The following is a 22904-nucleotide window of genomic DNA, read 5'->3' on the forward strand; positions in this document are numbered from 1 at the left end:
CGGCGGCACCGCGCCGGCCAGCGCCACGGTCAGCATCACCGCCGCCGGCCGCGGCTGGACCGCCAGCAACGGCGGCGCGACCTGGCTCAAGCTGAGCGCCGCCAGCGGCAACGGCAATGGCACGCTGAGCGTCAGCTACGACCTGACCGGCCTGGCCCAGGGCAGCTACAGCACCAAGCTGACCATCAGCGCCAGCGACGGCCAGAGCGCGGTGCTGCCGGTGACGCTCACCGTCGCCCCGCCCGGCATCGTGCTGGGCGCCAACAGCGTCGACTTTTCCGCCGTCAACGGCGCGCCGGTGCCCAGCCAGGTGGTGAAAATCGACGCCGGCGGCAGCACCGCCTGGAGCGCCAGCAGCAACACCGGCTGGCTGTCGGTGTCGCCGGCCAGCGGCACCACCCCCGGCACGATCGTGCTCAACGTCAATCCGGCCGTGGGCCGGCTGGCCAGCGGCAACTACCAGGGCAGCGCCACGATCCAGCCGGCCAACGCCGTCGCGCGCCTGCTGCCGGTCACGCTCAAACTGACGCCAGCGACCTTGCAGGCGTCCACCACCAGCCTGGTGCTGGGCGGTCCTTATGGCCGCGATTTCAGCACCAACGGCGATCTCAAGTTCAGCCTGAACACTGCCACCAACTCCTGGTCTTGGGGCATCAACAACGTGCCGACCTGGGTCACCGCCAGCGCCACCACCGGCAGCGTCAACCAGGCCGGCGCCAGCATCAGCTTCCGGCCATATCCGGCTTTGGCCAAGGTGGGTGTCAACTCCCAGCTGCTGGCCGGATTCAGTGTAGTCAACGGCGACCTGATAACGACCTCCATATTGTTGAGCCTGAACAAGGATCTGCACAAGCTGCTGCCATCGGACCCCGCGGTGGCGCTGGTTGCGACACCCACCTGGCGCCGCCTGACGCGCACCATCACCGTCAGCGACAACTACGGCAGTTTCGCCGGCATGCGCGCCACCAGCGATCAGCCATGGCTGGCCCTGAGCATCAACAATAACCAACTGACCATGACCGCCGATCCGGCCGGCATGACCGCCAACACGCTGAACACGGCCAATATCACGTTGTACCCCAACGATGGCGACGCGGCGGCGCCGGAACCGGTGCGCGTGGCATTGTGGGTGGGCGCAGCGGCGCCCACGGCGGCCACCCGAACCGCGCTGAGCTACGCCAACGTGGCGGCCGATCCGCTGCGGCCCTATATTTACGTCCACAACGGCGGCGCCTACGTCGACGTCTATAACATCTACAGCGGCGCCAAGGAAGCCACCATCGCCGGCCTCGGCGCGGTGCTGGGCGACATGGCCGTCACCCCCAACGGCGATACCTTGTACGTGGTCGACGCCAGCAACAGCCGCCTCACCGCGCTCGACCTGAACGCGCGCAACATCGCCAGGCAGCTGCCGCTGGCGGTGGCCGCGACCACCGCCACGCGGCTCAAAATCATCCGCCCCAACGGCGTGGAATTGGCGGTACTGAGCGATGGCCAGGTCTACCTGACCGCCAGCGGCGCGCGCCTGCCCAACCTGCCGCTGAGCAGCGGCGGCACGCTCGGCGCCAGCAGCGACGGCACCCGCGTGGTGCAGCAGGACGAAGGCAGCGGCGCGGTGCGGCACACCAGCGTCAGCGTCGATTACACCGCGCTCAACAACGGCACCCTGTACGCCGCCAAACTGGCGCCGGCCAGCCACACCAGTCCCAGCACCCAGGGACAGGATGTGTTCGTCGGCAGCGACGCCAGCCGCGTCTACAGCGCCGCCGCCAGCCTGAAATCCTGCACCGTGCTGAACGCCGCCGATCTCGGCATCCTCAGCTATCTGGCGATCGGCGACGCCGTAGCGAACAACGTCAAAGTCGGCGCCGATGGCCGCATCTATTGCGGTGGGGCGGCCAAGGCCGGCAGCAGCGACATCTACCAATTCAGCAGCGCCGGCGCCGTGCTGCAGCGCTACAAGCTGAGCACCACCGGCCGTCAGTTGCTGCCACGCCAGATGGCGGTGTCCGGCGATGGCCTGATGCTGATCGCCATCACCGACGACGGCATCGTCACCTTCGTGCCGGTGGGGCCGTGATGTCACGCGACGCTGTGCTGGACCACATCTTCTGGCACTGCCTGAGCGGAGCGCACCGCCAGCACACGGAGGGCACCGACACGGCGCGCCGCTACACCACCGGCTTCTCGCCCATTCTCGCGTTTGCCGACGCGGCCCGGCCCGACTTCGCCGCGCTGGCGCCGTGGGTGACGCCGGGCGAGCACTTCTACTGCGACAGCTGGACCGATGCCGCCCCGCCCGGCTGGCGCATCGACGCCGAATCCACCATGTTCCGCATGCTGTGGGACGGCGCGGCGTCGGCGGCCGATCCGGCGCCCGACGCCGTGCCCCTGCGCGCCGAACACGCGCGCCAGGCGCTGCAGCTGGCCATGCTGTGCAAGCCCGGCCCGTTCGGCATCCGCACCATCGAGCTGGGCGAATACTACGGCTATTTCGACGGCGCGCGCCTGATGGCGATGGCCGGCGAACGTCTGCGCGCGCCGGGGCTGTGCGAGATCAGCGGCGTCTGCACCCATCCCGACTACCAGGGCCGCGGCCTGGCGAAGCAACTGATCGCCAAACTGCTGCACCTTCACGCCCGCCGCGGCGACCGCTCCTTCCTGCACGTGATGCGCGACAACCCGGCGCACCAGCTCTACCTGAACCTGGGCTTCAAGGATTACCTGGAATCCACGGTGCGGGTGGTGGTGGCTGAATAAATTCGCTGGCGCAGATCAAGGCGTCTGTACAACGTCGGTTACGATAACGCCCACGCGGTCTAACCGACCAGACATGACAGCTATGCCAGGCGCATTTTGCGCCTGCGACCATAGACATGGTCATGCATGGGATCACGATGTACCGTACGAACTAACCTACGTGCAGCACTTGATCAACGATTTCTCTCTGACGTAGACCGTGTATTACGGGAGGTCAAATGAACCAGTCCATCATGATCGGCATTATGTCGCAGGAGAAAATTCGCGAACGCGTCTTGGCCATCGCCCGCGGCGATTACCAACCTGGCCCAACGGAGCCCAAAGGCTGGCCACCCCAACCACCGCCGAAATCAATATCCATCTGTCCGAGGTTGAACGCAAATTCAAAGCAGGTAGTCGGAGAGCTGGCGCCACACCTGCAGCTTGGATGCGAAACTGAGCGTGTAGGCCGGGCTTGAGGAGGGCAGATCGACCAAGGCATGTTTAGTGGATGGCAGTTGCTTGCGCCCGAGCCGCGCCGAAGTGCCGCCATTGAAACCGATGGCGCGCAGACGCGGCAGCGTTGCCACCAGGTCGGACAGAGGATTGTGCGAAACGTTTCTGATTGCCCCATCGAGACTGCCGGCACGCTCGGCCTCGGCAATCACATCCCACAATCCGACGCCATGCGCCAGCAATGCGGCGAGGCGCGCCTGGTAATCCAGCAGGCGTAGATCCACCGCGATCACCGCGCCCATCAGCTCCCAGAACTTGTTCTGCGGATGGCCGTAATACTGCTGTGCCCTCAGCGACTTGTCGCCGGGCAGGCTGCCCAGCACCAGCAACCGGGTGTCCGCATTCACCACCGGATCGAAACAGCGCTTGCGCGCCAGCGCGGAGAGATCATCAGTCATGCCGCCATTGTACAGGTGTAGAATCCTCGTACGCCCTGGAACCATAACTTGCAGGAGACAACCATGCCGCAATCCCGCACCATCGATGCGCTGCTGGCCAAGTACAGCGAAAGCCATCTGCATCCGACCAACGAGTTGATCCACTTTATCTGCGTGCCGGTGATCATGTTCACGCTGCTGGGCCTGCTGTGGGCCATCCATCCGGGCGTGGCGCTGGGCTTCAGCATCGCCGCCATGGTGTATTACTTCCGGCTGTCGAAACCGTTCGCGGTGGGCATGCTGCTGATGGCGGCGCTGATGCTGTCGATTCTGGCCGTACTGCCGCAAGCCACCATCCTGCCATTATCGGTGGCAGTGTTCGTGCTGGCGTGGATAGGCCAGTTCATCGGCCACAAGATCGAAGGCAAGAAACCCTCTTTTCTGGAAGATCTGCGCTTCCTGCTGATCGGGCCGCTGTTCGTGCTGAGCTTCCTGTACCGCCGCCTGCACCTGGCCTACTGATGCCCTGGAGGCTGAAACAGCCTCTTAGCGGAACCAGCCGTAGAACAGGGCTTGCGCCGCATTCTGCATCTCATCGTCGGCCATCAGCAGCACCAGGGCGGTGCTCAGGGCCACATAGCCCAGCAGCGTGATGACTTTGATTTGCAGCGCGGTATTCATGGCGCCCTCCGGGATAAAGACTGAGTAATCGTGCCATTTCACTATACTTGGAGTTCTTGTAAATGCCCGTTAATTTACACTCTTGATACAACTTCGTGCCGCAAGTGTTGCGTCGCAACAAACGCATAGCCGCTAGGCAAGATATGGCCCGGACGGCTATACTCGTCCGATGTCCTCTCCACTGCTATTCGTCACCGCCTGCCTGATCTGGGGCTCCACGTTTTTTGCCATCACCCTGCAACTCGGCGAAGTACCGCCCGCCGTGTCCGTGGTCTACCGCTTTGCACTGGCTTCCGCGGTGCTGTTCGCCTGGTGCGCGGCACGCGGCCACAAGCTGCTGCTGCCCTGGCGCGTCCAGCGCTGGATGATGCTGCAGGGCGCCGCCACCTTCGCCGTCAGCTACATCTGCACCTACACCTCCGAGCAATACCTGGTGTCGGGGCTGGTGGCGGTGCTGTTCGCGCTGATGGTGTTCTGGAACCCCATCCTCAACCGCCTGACCTTCGGCACGCCGCTGGCCTGGCGCACCTGGGCCGCCGGCCTGGTTGCCATCGGCGGCGTGACGCTGCTGTTCTACAAATCCATCCATGGCGCCTGGAACGACATCCTGAACGGCGGCAACGGCCATTTCCTGCTCGGCCTGGTGCTGGCGGTATGCGCCACGGTCGCCAGCTCGGTCGGCAACGTAGTGGTGGTCAAGGTGCGCCAGCAATCGGACAATGTGCTGCTGACCATGGCCTGGTCCATGCTGTGGGGCACCTCGCTGGTGGCGCTGTGGGTGCTGGCCAGCGGCCAGAGCTTCGTCATGCCGGTCGGTGCCCGCTACTGGGGCGGCCTGCTGTACCTGTCGCTGCTGGGCTCGGTGATCGCGTTTGCCGCCTACTTCACCCTGATCCACCGCATCGGCTCCGACAAGGCTGTCTACATCGGCGTGGTGACGCCGGTGATCTCGGTGCTGCTGTCGATCCAGCTGGAACACTACCGTCCCGGCGCGCTCGAATGGCTGGGCATGGTGCTATGCCTGTCCAGCGTCGCCTGGGTGCTGAAACCTCCTACCTCCACTACCGCCAAAACCTGATGAGTACCTCCGAACTGACCATCCGCCCGGCCACGCCGGCCGACGTTCCCGCCATCTTCGGCATGATTTTCGAGCTGGCCGTGTTTGAAAAGCTCGAGCACATGGTGGTCGCCAACGAAGCCATGCTGCACGACAGCCTGTTCTGCGACAAGCCGGTGTGCGAAGCGCTGGTCGGCGAGACCGGCGGCGAGGTCGTCACCTTCGCCCTGTTCTTCCACAACTTCTCCACCTTCCTGTGCAAGAAAGGCCTGTACCTGGAAGACCTGTACGTACAGCAGGCGCAGCGCGGCAAGGGCTACGGCAAGCAGATGCTGGTGGCGCTGGCGCAGCTGGCGGTGGAACGCGACTGCGGCCGCTTCGAATGGTCGGTGCTGGACTGGAACGCCAACGCCATCAAGTTCTACGAAGGCATGGGCGCGACCGTGATGCCCGACTGGCGCATCTGCCGCGTCACCGGCGACGCGCTGGCCAACCTGTCGGCGCAGGCATAAAAAAATCCCACCCGGTGCCTCGGCGCCGGATGGGTGGAACCCATTGTCAGTGGGAGGGGAGATTGAATCAACGGCTTCACTATAGGCCTCCCCGCCGCCGGCCGCCGCAGACCTTACAAATCATTACGGCGGCTTAAAATCGCTTACATCGGCTTTACATAAAGCTGATGCCTGTTCGTCATGGCCTTCTCCAGCAGTTCGAACAGTCCCTGCGTGACCACCGCCAGCAGCGCCGCCGGGATCGCCCCGGCCAGCAGCATGTCGTTATCGTTCAGCGCCAGGCCGATGGTGATGCGCTCGCCGTAGCCGCCGGCGCCGATGAAGGCGGCGATGGTCGCCGTGCCCACGCTCATCACCGCCGCCGTCTTCACGCCGGCCAGGATCACCGGCAGCGCCATCGGCAGCTCGACGTGGCGCAGCCGCTGCATCGGCCGCAGGCCCAGCGCCTGCGCCGCCAGCTTCATGCCGGACGGCACCTGCAGCAGCCCGGTGCAGGTGTTGCGCACGATGGGCAGCAGCGCGTACACCACCAGCGCCACCAGCGCCGGCGCAGTGCCTATCATGCCCAGCAGCGGAATCATCAGCGCCAGCAGCGCCAGCGACGGCACCGTCTGCAGCACACCGGTCAGCCCCAGCACCACCTGCCGCAGCCGCGGCAGGCAGGCCGCCAGCACGCCCAGCGGCACGCCGACCACGCAGGCGATCGCCACCGCCAGCAGTACCAGCGTGATGTGCTGCCGCGTCAGACGGCCAAGGTTCTGGTCGAACAGCTTGGCCATCAGGCCATCGCGCCCGGCCGCCGGCTGCGCGGCCGCCACCGCGCCGGCGGGTGCATGCTTCGCCAGCCAGTCGTGGGCGATGCGGGAGAAACGCTGGCCGTCGATCTCGGCGGCGGCGTTCATCGCAATCATGTCGTCCGCGCTGATCCTGCCCTGCAGTCGGCCGATGGCCTGCCACGCCGCCGGAAAGCGCCGCGCCGCGTCCAGCCGGTACAGCAGCACCGCGTCGTAGCGCGGGAAATAAGCCTTGTCGTCATCCAGCACGCGCAGGCCGTACTGGCGGATCTTGGCGTCGGTCGAGTAGATGTCGATCACGTCGACCTGCTTCTGCTGTAACGCCTCGTAGGCGATGCCGTGATCCAGGCCCTGCGGCCGCTGGGTCAAACCATAACGCGCCGCCAGTCCCGGCCAGCCGTCGGCGCGGCCGATGAACTCGTGCGACAGGCCGAAACGCAGTTGTTCGCGCGCGGCCAGCTCGCTCAGCTTATGCACGCCGTCGGCGCCGCGCATCGCCAGTGCATAGGTGTTGTTGAAGCCCAGCGGCACCGCCACGCCCAGCCCCATGGGCTTGAGCTCCGCGTTGATCTGCTCCAGCGATGCCGGCTGCCGATGCTTGAGAATCTCGGCGTCGATCGTACCCACGTACTCCGGGTACACATCGATGCGCCCCGCCTGCAAGGCCGCCAGCACGATCGCCGTATTGCCCAGCCCCTGCAGATGCTCCACCTTCGCGTGCGGCGCCGCCGTCTGCGTCAGCACTTCGCCGAGGATGTAGGATTCCGTAAAGCGCTTGGAGCCCACGTGCAGCGTTTCAGACGCCGCCGTTGCTGATGCCGCTACCATTGCCGGCACGGCGGCGCACAACGCCACCAGGCCGGCCAGCCATCGTCGAAGCGCCATCCTCAGGCCCCCGCGCGCAACATCGATGCCTTCAGCGCCTGGCCCAAGGTCTCATAACTTTCGGACAGATGCGCCCTGGCCTCGCGGCTGATCGGGCGCGCCATCGCCACGCTGAGCTGACGCTGCAACTCCAGCGCATTCTCGCGCTGCAGGCTGCGCACGTCGGCCGGCATCAGCGGCGATACGCGCAACAGCGCCGCCACCACGCGCTTCAGATGCTCGCGCTGCAGATTGCGGCGCATGGCGCCGATGTCCTTGCCGGTTTTCAGCTCGCTCCAGACGGCGTTCTGCAGGGTCGAGTACAACTCGTCGAGGCCCAGTCCCGGCTTGCCGGCATCCAGCTTTTCCTGCGAATCCACCAGCCGTATCGCCACCGCATCCGACATCAGCTGGCTCAGCGCCGCCGACTGCAGGCCGAGCACCCGCCCGCCCACCGAGACATCCGGCCTGCCCACCTGGGCGAAATGATCGGACCCCAGGCGGCTCAGCATCGCCGGCGAAAACCTGAAGCTGTCGGCGCGGAACAGACTGTCGGTGACCATCCGCAGCGCCTCGCGCTGGCGCGGCAGCGGCACCGGCGTGAAGGTCGCGCGGCCGGTGCCGGCGTGATCGCGCAGATAGGTCACGCCGCCCACATACTTGACCACCACCGGCAAGGTACGCACGAACTGCTGGAAGCCGTATTCGAAGCTGCGGCGCAAGGTCTCGTAACTGTCGCCCGGCTTCAGCATCCTGTTCTCCACGCGGTCCCATAGCTCGCGCGAGATCGTCAGGCGGCGCTGGAAATAGCTCAGCGGATCGCTGCCCAGATCGAACACGTTCACGTCCGGGTCCATATTGAAGCCGTTCGCATCCTGGTCCGTGCCGAAGGCCAGCTCCTGCGCGCTCGAGCGCGAGGCGATCCGCGCCAGCGTTTCCTTCTCCTGCTCGGGCGCGATCGGCTTGTAGGCGTATTCGATGGCCCAGTAATCGTAAGGCCCCAGCGTGGAGCTGACATACTCGCCCTGCTTCTCGCCCTTCAGCGCCAGATTGAATGGCGTGTAATCCATCACCGAACCGGCCATGCCGTTCTTTTTGGTGAACTCCGGATCCTGCAGCTGCTTCAGGGTGTAGATGGTCGAGGAACGGAAGTTATGCCGCAGGCCCAGCGTGTGTCCCACTTCGTGCATGATCACCGACTTGGCGTAAGCCTGCGCCACCGCGTCGGCTTCCGGGCTGCCCATTTCGAGCTCGCCGCGCGCTTCCAGCACGTCCATGGCAAAGCCCATCTCCGTCGCCGACTCCTGCATGTAGTCGCAGCGCGCCGCGCCGCCATCCGCCGGCGGCGCCGACAGGTCCATCGCGTCCTCGCCGATCACGCGCCGCACGCCGCGCGCGAACACGTCCGACATGGCGATGTCGGCATCCAGAATCTCGCCGCTGCGCGGATCGACCTGGCTGGGCCCGATGGCGAAACCGGCATCGCTGCCGACGAACCAGCGTATCGACGCATGGCGCGCGTCCATGGTGTCGAAGCGGTCCTTCCCGGTCTGCTGTCTGACCACGATGGCGTTTTTGAAGCCGATGCGCTCGAACGCCGCATTCCACGCCAGCGCCCCCTGGCGCACCGATTCGCGGTACTTCTCCGGCACGTTGGCATCGATCCAGTAGACGATGGGCTGCACCGGCTCCGACAACTCGGCCGCCGGGTCTTTCTTTTCCAGTCGCCAGCGTTCGACCAGATGCACGGCGGTGGTGGGTGTCACGTCATCCGAGTAATCCTCGCTGGTGCTGACGAAATGGCCGATGCGGTCATCGGCGCGGCGGCCACGCATGGCGTGTTCCGGCAGCGGCATGAAGCTGTAGTAAAAGCCGAGGAACATGCTGCGCGGGTCCGGCAGCGTGGTCGGCGGATGCGGCACCGCCGCCGCCATCTGCGGCGCCACCACCGCCGGCGGCGCCGGGATGCGCGGCACGAAGTAATGCGCATTGACCTGGAACCCCGTCATGCCGTCATCCGAGCGGATGGTCTGGAAGCTGCTGTTGCGCGGATCGATGGCGTACATCAGCCGGAACGCTGCCTCCAGCCGTGTGGTCATGCCGGGGATATCGCCGAACAGCAGCGTGTTGGCTTCGATCAGGATCGCCTTGTTCTGCGGATTCGGACCGCTGACCACCGGCGCGATCGCCTGCAGGCTGTCCGAAAAGCCCTGCTGCACCGTCAGCGCCTGCGGCGTGCCGGCCTTGGCGGCAAATTCCGTGTTCTTGGCGACCACCTGCACCAGGTTGCCGATGCGATGGAAGACGACCACCCGGCTGAAACCCATCTGGCTGCCGTAGATGCCGCGCTCGCCGATCCCGTTCGGCATATTCACGGTCATGAACATCGGCCGGTCGAACTGCTCGGGGCGCAGCTCGATCCAGACTTTTTCCTCTTTCTGGTACAGGCTCAGAAAGCCCGGCAGATGGACGGCGCCGCGCACGATCTCGGCGAAGGGCCGCGGCGCGGCGGTCGGCAGATTGATGACCGGGGTGGGCGCGGCGGCCGGCTGCAGCGGCGTGGTCGCCACCACCGGCACTTCCGGCGCATGGGGTACGGGCGGCGCCGGCTCCTGCGCCAGCGCCTGCGACTTGAAGCTCAGGCTCAGCGCCGCCAGCACGGCGGCACGGATGGAATTCGGGACAAACATGGATATCCTGCTCTGTTGAGATAGCAATCGGAATAATGTAACCGAAAGCACAACAGGGCGAGGAATTTTTACATGGCCGCAGAGCGCAATCTGCCTGCGTTGACCACCCCGCGGCAGGGATTCAGGCCGATGGCGTACGACAGATCGGCCGGCCGGGCGATGCGCCACAGCGCGAAATCGGCGCGCTTGCCCACTTCCAGGCTGCCGATTTCGTCCTGCAGGCCCAGCGCACGCGCCGCGTGGATGGTGGCGCCGGCCAGCGCTTCCCGCGGCGTCAGGCGCCACAGCGTGCAGGCCATGTTCATCGCCAGCAGCAGCGACGTCATGGGCGAGGTGCCGGGATTGCAGTCGGTGGCCACCGCCATCGGCACGCCGGCCTCGCGCAGCGCGGCCACCGGCGGCGGCGTGGTATCGCGCAGGAAGTAGTAGGCGCCGGGCAGCAGCACCGCCACCGTGCCGGCGGCGGCCATCGCGGCCACGCCTTGCGCGCTCAGATGCTCCAGATGGTCGGCCGACAGTCCCCGGTAGCGGGCGGTCAGCTCCGCACCGCGCTGGTCGGACAACTGCTCCGCATGCAGCTTGACCGGCAACCCGGCCGCCTGCGCGGCCCGGAACACGCGTTCCGTCTGCTCAAACGAAAAGCCGATGCGCTCGCAGAAGGCGTCCACCGCATCGACCAGTCCCTCGGCCGCCAACGGCGCGATCATGCCGCAGACCGCATCGATGTAGTCGTCGGCGCGGCCGGCGAATTCCGGCGGCAGCGCATGCGCGCCCAGGAAGGTGGTGACCACGCGCACCGGCAGCTCGCGCCCGAGGCGGCGCGCCACGCGCAGCATGTGCGCCTCCGCCTCCAGTGTCAGGCCATAGCCGGACTTGATTTCGATGGTGGTCACGCCCTCCGCCAGCAGATTGCGCACGCGCGGCAGGCTTTGCCACAGCAGCTCATCCGCCGATGCCGCGCGCGTGGCGCGCACGGTGGACATGATGCCGCCGCCGGCGCGGGCGATATCTTCGTATGTGGCGCCATTCAGGCGCGCCTCGAATTCATCGCTGCGGTTGCCGGCGTGGACGATGTGGGTGTGGCAGTCGATCAGGCCCGGCGTCAGCCAGCTGCCGCCGCCATCGTGCACGGTGAGCGCCTGCGCATCCGGCAGTTGGGCTCGAGGCCCCAGCCAGGCAATGTCACCGTCCCTGACCGCGATGGCGGCGTCGCGCACCTCGCCATATGAATCACCGACCATGGTCGCCAGATGCACATTCGTAAACAACACGTCCCACATAACAGCCTTAATTATTGATGATATCGACTACCAGCACATTGGCCAGCGGCGCTTCCAGCGTCCACTCGTCGTCGGATTCCAGCATCACCAGCGTATCGTAGCGCACCATGGCGATGCGCTCGCGCGCGCTGCTCATGGTCAGCGCCTCGCCTTCGGCCAGGAACAGCAGCGTGGTGGCGCCGCGCCGCTTGAAGGTCGCGGAGCCGCGCACCGCCAGCGGTTCCACGCGGTGACGGCAACGGCCGCGTCGCGTCATCACATTGAAATCCGTGGTGTGCTGGCCGGAGACGGTGGCGTGCACCGCATCCTCGCCATCGAACTCGATCACCGGTTCGCTGGGACTGAGCACGAAACGCTCGTCGCCGAAATCGAGCAGCACACCGTCGCCGGCCACCAGCGCCAGCGTACGGTCGATGCCGGGGAAGGCGGAAAACGGGCCGTCCTGGGTGATGGTCGCCAGGCTGACGCGCCAGTCGAATTCGTCGAGATCGGCGCCGGGCGGCGAGATGGCGATTTCCGTGGTGCTGCCGCCGCCGTTTTTCCACGGCGCGGTGCGCAGGTTTGCATACTGGATCAGCTGGGTCATCGGAACTCCCTCAGTTCGGCCAATGTCTGCTTGAAGCGCGCAGCGATCGCCTGCTGCGCCACGTGCTGCTGATTGCGCACTACCCACCGGCCGCCGACCATCACGTCCTTGACCAGGTTGTCGTTGCCGCTGAAGACAAAGCTGCCGAGTACCTCGTCCAGCGCCAATCCAGACATGTTCGGATGGGCGGCGTCGAGCACCACGATGTCCGCCCGCAGGCCCGGCGCCAGCGCGCCCACCGGCCGTCCCGCCGCCTGCGCGCCGCCGCGCAGGGCGCCCTGCCACAAAAAATCGCCGACGTTGCGCTGCGTATCCGACACGGCGATATTGCGGCGCTGGTGCCGCAGCCGCTGGCCGTATTCCAGCCAACGCAATTCCTCCACCGCGCTCTGCGACACATGGCTGTCGCTGCCGATGCCGAACACGCCGCCCTGCGCCACGAAACGCTCCAGCGGGAACAGGCCGTCGCCGAGGTTCGCTTCCGTGGTCGGGCACAGGCCCGCCACCGCGCCGCTACGGGCGATGCCGCCGATTTCCTCTTCCGTCAGGTGGGTTGCGTGGATCAGGCACCAGCGCCGGTCCACCTCCACCTGATCCAGCAGCCATTCGACCGGACGGCGTCCGCTCCAGGCCAGCGACTGCTGCACTTCCGCCATTTGCTCGGCGATATGGATATGCACCGGGCGCGCCTTCGGCAGCACCGCCAGCACTTCGCCGATCTGCGCCACCGAGGCCGCGCGCAGCGAGTGCGGCGCCACGCCGACTTCGGTCTGCGCATCGCGCAATGGCTCCAGCGCCTCGACGATGCGCAACACATCCCGCGCGTCGGTCTTGAAGCGCTGTTGCTCTGGCTTCAACAAACCTTCGCCGAAGCCGGAATAACTATACAACACTGGCAGCATGGTCACGCCAATTCCCGTCAACCGTGCGGCGGCGACGACACGCTCGGCCGTTTCGGCGGGGCGCGCATACATGCTGCCATCGGGCCCGCGCTGTACATAGTGGAACTCGCACAGCGAGGTGTAGCCGTGACGCAGGCATTCGCTGAACAGCTGCGCCGCGATGGCTTCGATGTGCTCGGGCGTGATGTTGCGGGCGAAGCGGTACATCAACTCGCGCCAGGTCCAGAAGCTGTCCTTGCTGTCGCCGGCCTTTTCGGTGCGGCCCGCCAGCGCGCGCTGGAAGCTGTGCGAATGCAGGTTGATCATGCCGGGCAGCGCGTATTCGACGCGCTCCGCGCCTTCGGCCGGCCCGGCAGCGGGCGTGACCGCCGCGATGGTGCCGCCGGCGTCCCACTCGATCAGCACATCGGTGTGCCAGCCATCAGGCAGCAGCGCGTGGCGCGCAAACAGCTTGCTCATGCGCGCACCCAGTCCACGGCCGCCTGCTGCATCGCGCGCAGCAGCGGCTGCACCTGCGCCGCACGGTCGGCGCGATAGCCGTATGGCGCATCTTCGTCCATGTAGGTGGACTGGCACATCTCCAGCTGGATCGCATGCACGTTGGCATCCGGCTGGCCATAGTATCGGGTGATATGGCCGCCTTTGAAGCGACCGTTGACGGCGATGGTGAATTTGGCCTGCGCCCGCGCGCACGCCACGACGGCGTCGCTCAGGCCCGGCGCGCAGCTCTTGCCGTCGGCCGTGCCGAAGTTCAGGTCCGGCAGCTTGCCGTCGAAGAAGCGCGGCACCACCGAGGCGATCGAATGCGCATCCCACAGTACCACGCGGCCATGCAGCGCCAGCAGACGATCCAGCTCCGCGCGCAGCTGATCGTGGTACGGCATCCAGTACGCCCGCAGGCGGCGCTCCACTTCGCGCTGGTCCGGCAGCATGCCTTCGCGGTACAGCGGTTCGCGGTGGAAGGTATCGACCGGGCACAGGCCGGTGGTGTCCTGACCCGGATACAGATTGGTGTTCTCGGGCGGACGATTCAGGTCGATCACGTAACGCGACCAGCGCGCCGACAGCACCGACGCGCCCATCCCGCCCAGGAATTCGTACAGGCGCACCAGATGCCAGTCGGTGTCCTGCTTGTCGACGGCGGCCGGCGTCATGGCCGCCAGCACGTCATCGGGAATATCGGTGCCCACGTGCGGCATGGACACCAGCAAGGGGATGCTGCCTGCTTTGAATTGATAGTCCATGCCGTCCTCCGCTTATGGATGCAAAGGCGTGAACAGATGCTTGCACGATGCACTCAGCTCACCGCGCATCACCATGCCCTTGGCGGCTTCGATGTCGGGCGCGAAGAAGCGGTCCTGGTCGAAGAACGCCACCTTCTGGCGCAACTGCTGATGCACGTGCTCCAGGTGGTCAGAGGTCTTCAGCGGACGGTGGAAGTCGATGCCCTGCGCCGCCGCCAGCAGTTCGATGCCGATGATGGCAGCCGTATTCTGCGCCATATCGTCGAGGCGACGCGCCGCGTAGGTCGCCATGCTGACATGGTCTTCCTGGTTGGCCGAAGTCGGGATGGTGTCGACGCTGCCCGGATGGGCGATCGACTTGTTCTCCGACGCCAGCGCGGCGGCGGTGACGTGGGCGATCATGAAGCCCGAGTTCACGCCCGGATCGCGCACCAGGAACGGCGGCAGGCCGGACAAGGTGGCATCGATCAGCAGCGAGATGCGGCGCTCCGAAATGGAGCCGATTTCGGCGATGGCCAGCGCCAGCGTGTCGGCGGCAAACGCCACCGGCTCGGCGTGGAAGTTACCGCCCGAGACCACCACCGACAGCTCGCCATCCTTGAACAGCAGCGGATTGTCGGTCACCGCGTTGGCCTCGATCAGCAGCGTGCGCGCGCCGTTGTTGATGATGTCCCAGCACGCGCCCATGACTTGCGGCTGGCAGCGCAGGCAGTACGGATCCTGCACACGCTCGTCGCCGACCAGATGCGAGGCGCGGATCGCGCTGCCGGCCACCAGCTGGCGGTAAATCGAGGCGGCGGCGATCTGGCCCGGCTGGCCGCGCACCTCGTGCACGCGGGCGTCGAACGGCGAATCGGAACCCTTGGCCGCGTCCAGCGACAGCGCGCCGGACACCATGCCCGCCTCCAGCAGTCGCTCGGCCATGAACAGGCCATGCAGCGCCAGCGCGGCCGATACTTGCGTACCGTTGATCAACGCCAGCCCCTCCTTGGCGGCCAGCACCACAGGCGCGATGCCGGCCGCTTGCAAAGCCGCCATCGCGTCCACCAGTTCGCCCTTGTAGCGCACCTGTCCCACGCCCAGCATGGCCAGCGTCATGTGCGACAGCGGCGCCAGGTCGCCGGACGCGCCGACCGAACCCTTGGCCGGAATCGCCGGCATGATGCCGGCGTTATACAGCGCGATCAGGGTGTCGATGATCAGCGGCCGCACGCCCGAATAGCCGCGCGCCAGGCTGCCGATCTTCATCAGCATGATCAGGCGACACACGGCGTCCGACATCAGTTCGCCCGTGCCGACCGAGTGCGACAGGATCAGGTTGCGCTGCAGCTGTTCCAGCTTGTCGTCCGGGATGCGCGTCTTGGCCAGCAGGCCGAAGCCGGTGTTGATGCCGTAGGCGGCGTCGCCCTTGGCGACGATGGCCTGCACGGCGGCGGCCGAGGCTGCGATCACCGGGTAGGCCTCCGCGGCCAGCGCCAGCGGCGCGGCTTCGTTCCAGACGTTACGCAGGTCGGACAGCGTCAGCGAACCGGGTTTCAGGGTCAGTGCATTCATTGTTTTGCTCATTTAATCATGGGTAAGTTCAGGCCATTGCGCTTGGCGCAGGCAATGGCGGTCTCGTAGCCGGCATCGGCGTGACGCATCACGCCCGAGCCGCTGTCGTTGACCAGCACGCGCGCCAGGCGCTTGGCGGCGGCATCGGTGCCATCGGCGACGATCACCACGCCGGAATGCTGCGAGTATCCCATGCCCACGCCGCCGCCGTGGTGCAGCGACACCCAGGTGGCGCCGCCGGCGGTGTTCAGCAGGGCATTCAGCAACGGCCAGTCGGAGACGGCGTCGGTGCCGTCCTTCATCGCCTCGGTCTCGCGGTTCGGGCTGGCGACCGAGCCGGTGTCGAGGTGATCGCGGCCGATCACGATCGGCGCCTTCAGCTCGCCGTTGCGCACCATCTCGTTGAACGCCAGGCCGGCGATGTGACGCTCGCCCAGGCCCAGCCAGCAGATGCGCGCCGGCAGCCCCTGGAAGGCGATGCGCTCGCGCGCCATGTCCAGCCAGCGGTGCACCTGCGCGTGGTGCGGGAACAGCTCCTTGATCTTGGCGTCGGTCTTGTAGATATCCTCCGGATCGCCGGACAGCGCCACCCAGCGGAACGGACCGCGGCCTTCGCAGAACTGCGGACGGATGTAAGCCGGCACGAAGCCGGGGAAATCGAACGCATTCTTCACGCCGTGGTCGAACGCCACCTGGCGGATGTTGTTGCCGTAATCGACCACCTTGGCGCCCATGGCCTGGAAGTCCAGCATCGCCTGCACGTGCACCGCGCACGCGGCGGTGGCGGCGGCCTTCAGCTCCGCGTGGCGCGCCGCATCCTGCTGCGCCGCCTTCCACTGCTCGACCGTCCAGCCCCGCGGCAGATAGCCGTTGATCAGATCGTGCGCCGAGGTCTGGTCGGTCACCAGGTCCGGCACCAGGCCGCCGGCCCTGGCGCGACGCACCAGTTCCGGCAGCACGTCGGCCGCGTTGCCCAGCAGGCCGATGGAGATGGCGTCGCCGTTGGCCTGGTGCTGCTTGACCAGTTCCAGCGCCTCGTCGATGGAGGCGGCCTGCTTGTCCAGGTAGCGCGTGCGCAGGCGGAAATCGATGCTGCTCTGCTGGCATTCGACGATCAGCGACACCGCGCCGGCCATGGTCGCGGCCAGCGGCTGCGCGCCGCCCATGCCGCCCAGGCCCGCGGTCAGCACCCAGCGGCCTTTCAGATCGCCGCCGAAATGCTGGCGTCCCGCTTCGGCGAAGGTCTCGAAGGTGCCCTGCACGATGCCCTGGGTACCGATGTAGATCCACGAACCGGCCGTCATCTGGCCGTACATGAACAGGCCCTTGCGGTCCAGTTCATTGAAGTGCTCCCAGTTGGCCCACTTTGGCACCAGGTTGGAATTGGCGATCAGCACGCGCGGCGCGTCCTCGTGGGTCTGGAACACGCCCACCGGTTTGCCGGACTGGATCAGCAAGGTCTGGTTTTCCTCCAGCTCGCGCAGCGAGGCCAGGATCTGGTCGTAGCATTCCCAGTTGCGGGCAGCGCGCCCGATGCCGCCGTAGACCACCAGGTGCTTCGGGTTTTCCGCCACTTCCTTGTCCAGATTATTCTGGATCATGCGGTACGCCGCTTCCGCGCCCCAGGTCTTGCAGGTTCGCTCGGGGCCGCGGGGCGCGCGGATCTCGCGGCTGGCGTCGTAACGTGGGTCGTTGTCCAGATGATGGCTCATGAAAGTCTCCTGCGCGGTGGGAATTCATGCAGCATAGGTTGTCTATACAACCCAGTCAACTACAAAAAGGGGACAGACCACGATTTTTGTTGAAAAATCGTGGTCTGTCCCCGAATGTTATTTACGGCCGTAAACTTTTTTGCCGCCCATCCAGGTCTGCAGCACCTGGGTCTTGCCCAGTTGCTCGGGCGGGATCTTGAAGATGTCGCGGTCGACCACGATGAAGTCGGCCCATTTGCCCGGCTCCAGCGAGCCGATCACGTTTTCCTGGTGCGCCGCCCAGGCCGCGTCCAGCGTGAAGCAGCGGAACGCCTCGTTCATCGTCATCGCCTGGTTCTTGTACCAGCCGCCGGCCGGCACGTTGGCATTGTTCTGGCGCGTGACGGCCGCGTGCAGGCCTTCGAACGGGTTCGGCGACTCGATCGGGAAGTCGGAACCGCAGGCGATCTTCGAACCCTGGTCGAGGAAGGTGCGCCACGCATACGCGCCCTTGATGCGCTCATGGCCGACGCGCTGTTCGGCCATGTTCTGGTCCGAGGTCGCATGGGTCGGCTGCATCGACGGGATGATGCCCAGCTGCTTGAAGCGCGGGATGTCTTCCGGCGCCACCACCTGCGCGTGCTCGATGCGGTGGCGCAGTTCGACGTTCTTGTATTTCGGGATCAGGTCAGCATAGGCGTCCAGGATCTGGCGGTTGCCGGCGTCGCCGATGGCGTGGATGTTGACCTGGTAGCCGGCCTTCATGGCCTTGTTGATCTTGGCGCGCATTTCGGCGTCGGGATAGAACAGCAGGCCCTTGGTGGACGGCATGTCGCTATAGGGCGCCATCAGCGCCGCGCCGCGGCTGCCCAGCGCACCGTCCGAATACAGCTTGACGGCGGCCAGCGCGTAGACGTCGTTGGCGTAGGATTTCAGCGGGCCTTCCTTGGACAGCTCGTCGAAATCGGCGGTGGTGTCGCCGATCATGGCGTAGACGCGGGTGGTCAGCTTGCCGTGGTCGGCATAGTCGCGGTAAATGTCGTCCTGCGCCACCTTGATGCCGGCGTCGTGCACGCTGGTCAGCCCGACCTTGCCCAGCGCGGCCAGGGCCACGTCCAGCGTGGCGCGCGCCTCGGCCGGCGTCGGCAGCGGCACCACCTTGTTCACCAGCTGCATGGCGGCGTCCACCAGCACGCCGGTCGGCTTGCCGCTGGCGTCGCGTTCGATCTTGCCGCCGGCCGGGTCCTGCGTCTCCTTGCTGACGCCGGCCATTTCCAGCGCCTTGGTGTTGACCCAGATGGCATGACCATCGACGCGGTGCAGCAGCACCGGGCGGTCGTTGACCACCGCATCCAGCTCGGCGGCGGTGGGGAAGCGGCCCAGCTTCCAGATTTCCTGGTTCCAGCCGAAGCCGATGATCCAGGCATTGCGCGGATGGCTGCGCGCGAAGTCCGCCACCGCCCTCACCGCGCCGTTCAGCGTGGTGGGCGTGAACAGGTCGACGCCGGAGGCGATCTCGCCCAGCTCGAACACGTGGCCGTGGGCGTCGATCAGGCCGGGCAGCACGGTCTTGCCCTGCACGTCGATGTGCTCCGCCCTCGGCATGCGCGCCGCCGTCTCCTGCTCACTGCCCACCGCGACGATGCGGCCCAGGTCATCGAAGGCCAGCGAGGTGAACCGCCGCAGCTGGCCGCCCGCGTCCAGCGTGTAGCCGTTGGCGCGGTCGATGATGGTGTCGGCATGGGCCGGCAGGGCCAGCGCCAGGGCGGCGATCAGCGGGGTGGCCGCAGTGGCTTTAAACAGTGTGGTGCGCATCAATATCTCCATTCGGCAGCAAGATTCAGAGTGTAGCGAAGTTTGCACTTTGGTCAATCGAACTGTGCCGAAACCGGGCTCGCGCAGTGGCCGGACAGGTACAATGCGGGCTTCCAAGTATTCTTTCACGTGATTAGCCAGTGTCCAGCCGCCAACTTTACCTCCGTCTTATCCGCGAATTCACGCCGTACGCATGGATCGTCACCGCCACGCTGGTGGCCATCGGCGTGGCGGCGCTGACCGATGTGCTGCTGCTGCACCAGCTGAAGAACGTGGTCGATACGCTGGCGCCGCAACAGGGCCTGGGACTGCCCAAGGCGCCGGCCGGCGGCATGATGGCGGCGGTACAGAATGTGCTCGGCCATCTGCTGCCGCAGGGCAGCCACGCCGCGCTGTGGACGATTCCGGCCGTGATCCTGATGCTGGCAATCCTGCGCATGGTGTCCAGCTTTGCCGGCGAATATGGCGGCGCCTGGCTCAGCACCAAGGTCCAGACCAATCTGCGTGAAACCATGTTCAGCCGCATCATGCGCCTGCCGAACAGCTATTTCGACCAATCCTCGACCGGCACCACGCTGTCGCGCGTGGCCTTCGACGCGGCCCAGGTGGCGCAGGCCGGCCTGACCGTGTTCACCGTCGCCGTGCGCGATTCGGTGCAGACCGTCGGCTATCTGATCACCATGTTCGCGGCCGACTGGCAGCTGTCGGTGTTCTGCCTTTGCCTGCTGCCGCTGGTGGCGACGGTGATCATCTTCGCCGGCCGCCGCATGCGTTCGCTGGCCAGCAGCGCGCAGGCGGCCATGGGCGACCTGACCAATGTGCTGGACGAGAGCATCAGCGGCCAGCGCGTGGTAAAGATCTTCGGCGGTCAGCGCTATGAGCAGAACCGCTTCGAGCGCGTGGCCAAGCTGAATCGCCAACTGGCGGTCAAGCACGCGGCCACCTCGGCGCTCAACTCCGGCATCATCATGCTGCTGATCGGGATCACGCTGTCGTCGGTGATTTACTTCGCGCTGCTGCGCAACCAGGCCGGCGCGCTGTCGGCCGGCGAATTCGTGAGTTTCCTGACAGGGTTGCTGGCGATGCAGTCCCCGATCAAGAACCTGACCAAGATTAATGAGCCGATGCAGCGCGGCCTGGCCGCCGCCGAATCGGTGTTCGGCCTGATCGACATGGAAGCGGAACGCGACCAGGGCGGCAAGACGGTGCAGCGCGCCGAGGGCCGCCTGACCGTGCAGGATGTCACCTTCCACTACCGCGGCGCGGACGGCCTGCCGCTCGATCCGGACGCCCGGCCGGCGCTGGACCACGTCTCGCTCGACATCCCCGCCGGCGAAACGGTGGCCCTGGTCGGCAGCTCGGGCAGCGGCAAGACCACGCTGGCCGGCCTGCTGCCGCGCTTCTACGACGTCGGCGCGGGCAGCATCCAGCTCGACGGCATCGACCTGCGCGACTACACCATGACTTCGCTGCGCCGGCAGATCGCGCTGGTCAGCCAGGACGTGGTGCTGTTCAACGACAGTATCGCCGCCAACATCGCGTACGGCGATCCGCAACCGTCGATGGAGCGCGTCGTCGCCGCCGCCAAAGCCGCCCATGCGCACGAATTCATCGAACGCCAGGCCGACGGCTATAACACTTCGGTGGGGGAAAACGGCTTGCGCCTGTCAGGCGGCCAGCGCCAGCGCCTGGCGATTGCGCGCGCGCTGTACAAGGATGCGCCCATCCTGATCCTGGATGAAGCCACCAGCGCGCTCGATACGGAATCGGAGCGCCTGGTGCAGGCGGCGTTGGAGGTGCTGATGAAAGGCCGCACCACGGTGGTCATCGCCCACCGTCTGTCGACCATCGAGAACGCGGACCGCATCGTGGTGATGGACCGCGGCCGCATCGCCGAAGCGGGCAGCCACGCGCAACTGCTGGCGCAGAACGGCATCTACGCCCGCTTGTATCAGACGCAGAAGAGCGTTCAGGCGGTGTAGCCGCCATCCACGGTGAAGCTGGAACCGGTGACGAAGCTGGCCTCGTCGCTGGCCAGATAGGCCACCATCGAGGCGATCTCGCCGGCCTGGCCCAGGCGCTTTAGCGGCACCATGTTGCGCACCGCGTCCAGATAGGGCGCATCGGGCGGATTCATGTCGGTGGCGGTCGGTCCCGGCTGCACATTGTTGACGGTGATGCCGCGCGGCGCCAGGTCGAGCGCGAAGCCGCGCACCAGCGTCGCCACCGCGGCCTTGGTCATCGAATACACGCTGGAACCGGCAAATCCGACCTTGACGCCGCTGACACTGCCGATGGTGACGATGCGGCCGCCCTCCTTCATCGCCTTGGCCGCCGCCTGCACCGCCACGAACACCCCGCGCACGTTGATGTCGACCATGCGGTCGAAGTCTTCCAGCTTGAAGTTCTCCACCGATTCCAGGTGCAGGATGCCGGCGCTGTTGACCAGGATATCCAGCTTGCCGAAGTGGGCGACGGTGCTTTCCACCGCCGCCTGCACCGCCTCGGGATTGGCGCTGTCGGCGCGGATCGACATGGCCTTGCCGCCGGCCGCCTCGATGCTGGCCACCAGGTCGTTGGCCTTGTCGGGCGACGAGATATACGTGAAGGCGACCGCCGCGCCATCCTTGGCCAGACGTTGAACCACGGCGGCGCCAATGCCGCGTGCACCACCCATTACCAGAGCTACTTTCATGATGATTCCTTTAATTTTGGATTGATCGGTCAATAACCGAGCACATCATGCGATTTATGGAACGATCAGTCAAGTAAACGTTTTGTGATAAGTGTCAGCTGGCGTCGTGGAAGATCAGGCCGAGGGTGTGGCGCAGGCCGGCGCGCAGGCGGCTGACGCCATGGCGCATGTTGACGCGGTAGATGCCGCGCGTGCCCTGCACCGGACGGTGGTGCACCGGGAAGATCACCATGTCGCCGCGCCGCAGCGGCACCACCTCCGCCCGCGACTGCATGCGCGGCCGTTGTTCGGTAAGCACGAATTCGCCGCCGTCGAAGTCCCGGCCGGGTTGGCTGAGCAGGATGGCCGCCTGCAGCGGGAACACGTGTTCGCCGTACAGGTCCTGGTGCAGGCAGTTGTAATCGCCCGGCACGTATTGCAGCAGCAGGGGGGTGGGCCGCTGCTGGCCGGCGGCGTGGCAGCGGGCCAGGTAGTCGGCGTGGTCGGCCGGGAAACGTTCCGGCAGATCCATCAGTTCCTGCCAGCGATTGGCGATGTCGGCCAGCGGCCCATACAAGGCCTGCCGCAGGGCCGCGATCAGGGACGGCAGCGGATAGCGGAAGTACTGGTACTCGCCACTGCCGAAGCCGTGCTGCGCCATCACCACGCGGCTGCGGAACAGCGACGGTTGCGCGTATTGCGCCGCCATGGCCGCGCATTCGTCGGCGGTCAGCAACCCGGGGATGATGGCGTAACCGTGGGCGTTCAGCTCATCGGCGATGGCCTGCCAGTCGAGCGCCGCCACATGCACCGCGATGCCGGCCGCCGCCCCCACCGCGCGACGCGCACTGGCCTGCGCCTGGGCGCTGGCCGCACTGGCCTTATTGATCCTGGCGGCACGCTCTTCCCGCATTTGATTGTACTCAGC

Annotated in this window: 19 protein-coding genes; 6 read left to right on the forward strand and 13 right to left on the reverse strand. The window is 66.2% G+C overall.

What is annotated here, in order from left to right; genetic code table 11:
• Both E4L98_RS30275 and E4L98_RS28535 read left to right on the forward strand, forming a co-directional pair.
• Positions 1–2080, forward strand: a 2080-nt coding sequence (locus E4L98_RS30275; RefSeq protein ID WP_167761478.1) for a BACON domain-containing protein, incomplete at its 5' end; no start/stop codon positions are given.
• The gene (locus E4L98_RS28535) at positions 2080–2760 is read left to right on the forward strand and encodes a GNAT family N-acetyltransferase (protein ID WP_135204922.1); all 681 of its coding nucleotides are present in this window, start codon (positions 2080–2082) and stop codon (positions 2758–2760) included. The genes E4L98_RS30275 and E4L98_RS28535, both read left to right, overlap by 1 nt.
• A gap of 383 nt (positions 2761–3143) precedes the next feature.
• Here E4L98_RS28535 and E4L98_RS28545 read toward each other — a convergent pair whose 3' ends face one another.
• The gene (locus E4L98_RS28545; RefSeq protein WP_135204923.1) at positions 3144–3653 is read right to left on the reverse strand and encodes a DNA-deoxyinosine glycosylase; all 510 of its coding nucleotides are present in this window, start codon (positions 3651–3653) and stop codon (positions 3144–3146) included.
• 63 nt (positions 3654–3716) lie between these two features.
• On the opposite strand from E4L98_RS28545, the gene E4L98_RS28550 reads away from it, so the two are divergent.
• Positions 3717–4154 carry an Mpo1 family 2-hydroxy fatty acid dioxygenase gene (locus tag E4L98_RS28550; protein WP_135204924.1) on the forward strand — a complete coding sequence of 146 codons (438 nt, stop codon included), beginning with the start codon at positions 3717–3719 and terminating at the stop codon, positions 4152–4154.
• Positions 4155–4178: 24 nt separating this feature from the next.
• Here E4L98_RS28550 and E4L98_RS31125 read toward each other — a convergent pair whose 3' ends face one another.
• Positions 4179–4313 carry a hypothetical protein gene (locus E4L98_RS31125; RefSeq protein ID WP_267874935.1) on the reverse strand — a complete coding sequence of 45 codons (135 nt, stop codon included), beginning with the start codon at positions 4311–4313 and terminating at the stop codon, positions 4179–4181.
• 169 nt (positions 4314–4482) lie between these two features.
• On the opposite strand from E4L98_RS31125, the gene E4L98_RS28555 reads away from it, so the two are divergent.
• Both E4L98_RS28555 and E4L98_RS28560 read left to right on the forward strand, forming a co-directional pair.
• The gene (locus tag E4L98_RS28555; protein ID WP_135204925.1) at positions 4483–5391 is read left to right on the forward strand and encodes a DMT family transporter; all 909 of its coding nucleotides are present in this window, start codon (positions 4483–4485) and stop codon (positions 5389–5391) included.
• The gene (locus E4L98_RS28560) at positions 5391–5882 is read left to right on the forward strand and encodes a GNAT family N-acetyltransferase (protein WP_135204926.1); all 492 of its coding nucleotides are present in this window, start codon (positions 5391–5393) and stop codon (positions 5880–5882) included. Before E4L98_RS28555 ends, E4L98_RS28560 begins: the two co-directional genes overlap by 1 nt.
• Positions 5883–6025: 143 nt before the next feature.
• On the opposite strand, the gene E4L98_RS28565 is transcribed toward E4L98_RS28560, so the two are convergent.
• From E4L98_RS28565 to E4L98_RS28605, 9 genes are all read right to left on the reverse strand, one after another.
• Positions 6026–7561: a glycine betaine ABC transporter substrate-binding protein gene (locus E4L98_RS28565; protein ID WP_371857301.1), complete on the reverse strand. Its 1536-nt coding sequence runs from the start codon at positions 7559–7561 to the stop codon at positions 6026–6028.
• Between the two features lie 2 nt (positions 7562–7563).
• Positions 7564–10230 carry a zinc-dependent metalloprotease gene (locus tag E4L98_RS28570; RefSeq protein WP_135204927.1) on the reverse strand — a complete coding sequence of 889 codons (2667 nt, stop codon included), beginning with the start codon at positions 10228–10230 and terminating at the stop codon, positions 7564–7566.
• Between the two features lie 68 nt (positions 10231–10298).
• On the reverse strand, positions 10299–11510 hold the full coding sequence (gene hutI, locus E4L98_RS28575) for an imidazolonepropionase (protein ID WP_135204928.1): 1212 nt from the start codon (positions 11508–11510) through the stop codon (positions 10299–10301).
• Positions 11511–11517: 7 nt separating this feature from the next.
• The gene (locus E4L98_RS28580; RefSeq protein WP_135204929.1) at positions 11518–12096 is read right to left on the reverse strand and encodes a HutD/Ves family protein; all 579 of its coding nucleotides are present in this window, start codon (positions 12094–12096) and stop codon (positions 11518–11520) included.
• A complete protein-coding gene (locus tag E4L98_RS28585; RefSeq protein ID WP_135204930.1) occupies positions 12093–13457 on the reverse strand; it encodes a formimidoylglutamate deiminase in 1365 nt (454 codons plus the stop codon). Before E4L98_RS28585 ends, E4L98_RS28580 begins: the two co-directional genes overlap by 4 nt.
• On the reverse strand, positions 13454–14242 hold the full coding sequence (hutG, locus tag E4L98_RS28590; RefSeq protein WP_135204931.1) for an N-formylglutamate deformylase: 789 nt from the start codon (positions 14240–14242) through the stop codon (positions 13454–13456). The genes E4L98_RS28585 and hutG overlap by 4 nt, the downstream gene beginning before the upstream one ends.
• Before the next feature lie 12 nt (positions 14243–14254).
• Entirely contained in the window at positions 14255–15796 is a 1542-nt protein-coding gene (gene hutH, locus E4L98_RS28595; RefSeq protein WP_371857302.1) for a histidine ammonia-lyase, read from the reverse strand.
• Between the two features lie 8 nt (positions 15797–15804).
• The gene (gene hutU / locus E4L98_RS28600) at positions 15805–17508 is read right to left on the reverse strand and encodes a urocanate hydratase (protein WP_135204933.1); all 1704 of its coding nucleotides are present in this window, start codon (positions 17506–17508) and stop codon (positions 15805–15807) included.
• A gap of 117 nt (positions 17509–17625) precedes the next feature.
• Positions 17626–19302 carry an amidohydrolase gene (locus E4L98_RS28605; RefSeq protein ID WP_135204934.1) on the reverse strand — a complete coding sequence of 559 codons (1677 nt, stop codon included), beginning with the start codon at positions 19300–19302 and terminating at the stop codon, positions 17626–17628.
• Positions 19303–19442: 140 nt separating this feature from the next.
• Here E4L98_RS28605 and msbA point away from each other — a divergent pair, with 140 nt between their 5' ends.
• A complete protein-coding gene (gene msbA / locus E4L98_RS28610) occupies positions 19443–21284 on the forward strand; it encodes a lipid A export permease/ATP-binding protein MsbA (protein WP_135204935.1) in 1842 nt (613 codons plus the stop codon).
• Here msbA and E4L98_RS28615 read toward each other — a convergent pair.
• Together E4L98_RS28615 and E4L98_RS28620 are read right to left on the reverse strand one after the other, a co-directional pair.
• Positions 21272–21997 (reverse strand): 3-oxoacyl-ACP reductase family protein, encoded by a 726-nt coding sequence (locus E4L98_RS28615; RefSeq protein WP_135204936.1) that lies wholly within the window; start codon positions 21995–21997, stop codon positions 21272–21274. The genes msbA and E4L98_RS28615 overlap by 13 nt on opposite strands.
• A 94-nt stretch (positions 21998–22091) precedes the next feature.
• Positions 22092–22889, reverse strand: a complete 798-nt coding sequence (locus E4L98_RS28620) for a 2OG-Fe(II) oxygenase (RefSeq protein ID WP_135204938.1) — start codon at positions 22887–22889, stop codon at positions 22092–22094.
• Positions 22890–22904: the final 15 nt, after the last annotated feature.

This window comes from Duganella callida (assembly GCF_004614165.1).
Lineage (GTDB): Bacteria > Pseudomonadota > Gammaproteobacteria > Burkholderiales > Burkholderiaceae_D > Rugamonas > Rugamonas callida.

Coding starts and splice junctions, on each gene's coding strand:
- E4L98_RS28620 (WP_135204938.1), bottom strand. CDS start 22,889: ATGCGGGAAGAGCGTGCCGCCAGGATCAATAAGGCCAGTGCGGCCAGC.
- hutH (WP_371857302.1), bottom strand. CDS start 15,796: ATGAATGCACTGACCCTGAAACCCGGTTCGCTGACGCTGTCCGACCTG.
- E4L98_RS28535 (WP_135204922.1), top strand. CDS start 2,080: ATGTCACGCGACGCTGTGCTGGACCACATCTTCTGGCACTGCCTGAGC.
- E4L98_RS28545 (WP_135204923.1), bottom strand. CDS start 3,653: ATGACTGATGATCTCTCCGCGCTGGCGCGCAAGCGCTGTTTCGATCCG.
- E4L98_RS28555 (WP_135204925.1), top strand. CDS start 4,483: ATGTCCTCTCCACTGCTATTCGTCACCGCCTGCCTGATCTGGGGCTCC.
- E4L98_RS28580 (WP_135204929.1), bottom strand. CDS start 12,096: ATGACCCAGCTGATCCAGTATGCAAACCTGCGCACCGCGCCGTGGAAA.
- E4L98_RS28585 (WP_135204930.1), bottom strand. CDS start 13,457: ATGAGCAAGCTGTTTGCGCGCCACGCGCTGCTGCCTGATGGCTGGCAC.
- E4L98_RS31125 (WP_267874935.1), bottom strand. CDS start 4,313: ATGAATACCGCGCTGCAAATCAAAGTCATCACGCTGCTGGGCTATGTG.
- hutG (WP_135204931.1), bottom strand. CDS start 14,242: ATGGACTATCAATTCAAAGCAGGCAGCATCCCCTTGCTGGTGTCCATG.
- hutU (WP_135204933.1), bottom strand. CDS start 17,508: ATGAGCCATCATCTGGACAACGACCCACGTTACGACGCCAGCCGCGAG.
- E4L98_RS28560 (WP_135204926.1), top strand. CDS start 5,391: ATGAGTACCTCCGAACTGACCATCCGCCCGGCCACGCCGGCCGACGTT.
- E4L98_RS28570 (WP_135204927.1), bottom strand. CDS start 10,230: ATGTTTGTCCCGAATTCCATCCGTGCCGCCGTGCTGGCGGCGCTGAGC.
- E4L98_RS28565 (WP_371857301.1), bottom strand. CDS start 7,561: ATGGCGCTTCGACGATGGCTGGCCGGCCTGGTGGCGTTGTGCGCCGCC.
- E4L98_RS28615 (WP_135204936.1), bottom strand. CDS start 21,997: ATGAAAGTAGCTCTGGTAATGGGTGGTGCACGCGGCATTGGCGCCGCC.
- E4L98_RS28550 (WP_135204924.1), top strand. CDS start 3,717: ATGCCGCAATCCCGCACCATCGATGCGCTGCTGGCCAAGTACAGCGAA.
- E4L98_RS28605 (WP_135204934.1), bottom strand. CDS start 19,302: ATGCGCACCACACTGTTTAAAGCCACTGCGGCCACCCCGCTGATCGCC.
- hutI (WP_135204928.1), bottom strand. CDS start 11,510: ATGTGGGACGTGTTGTTTACGAATGTGCATCTGGCGACCATGGTCGGT.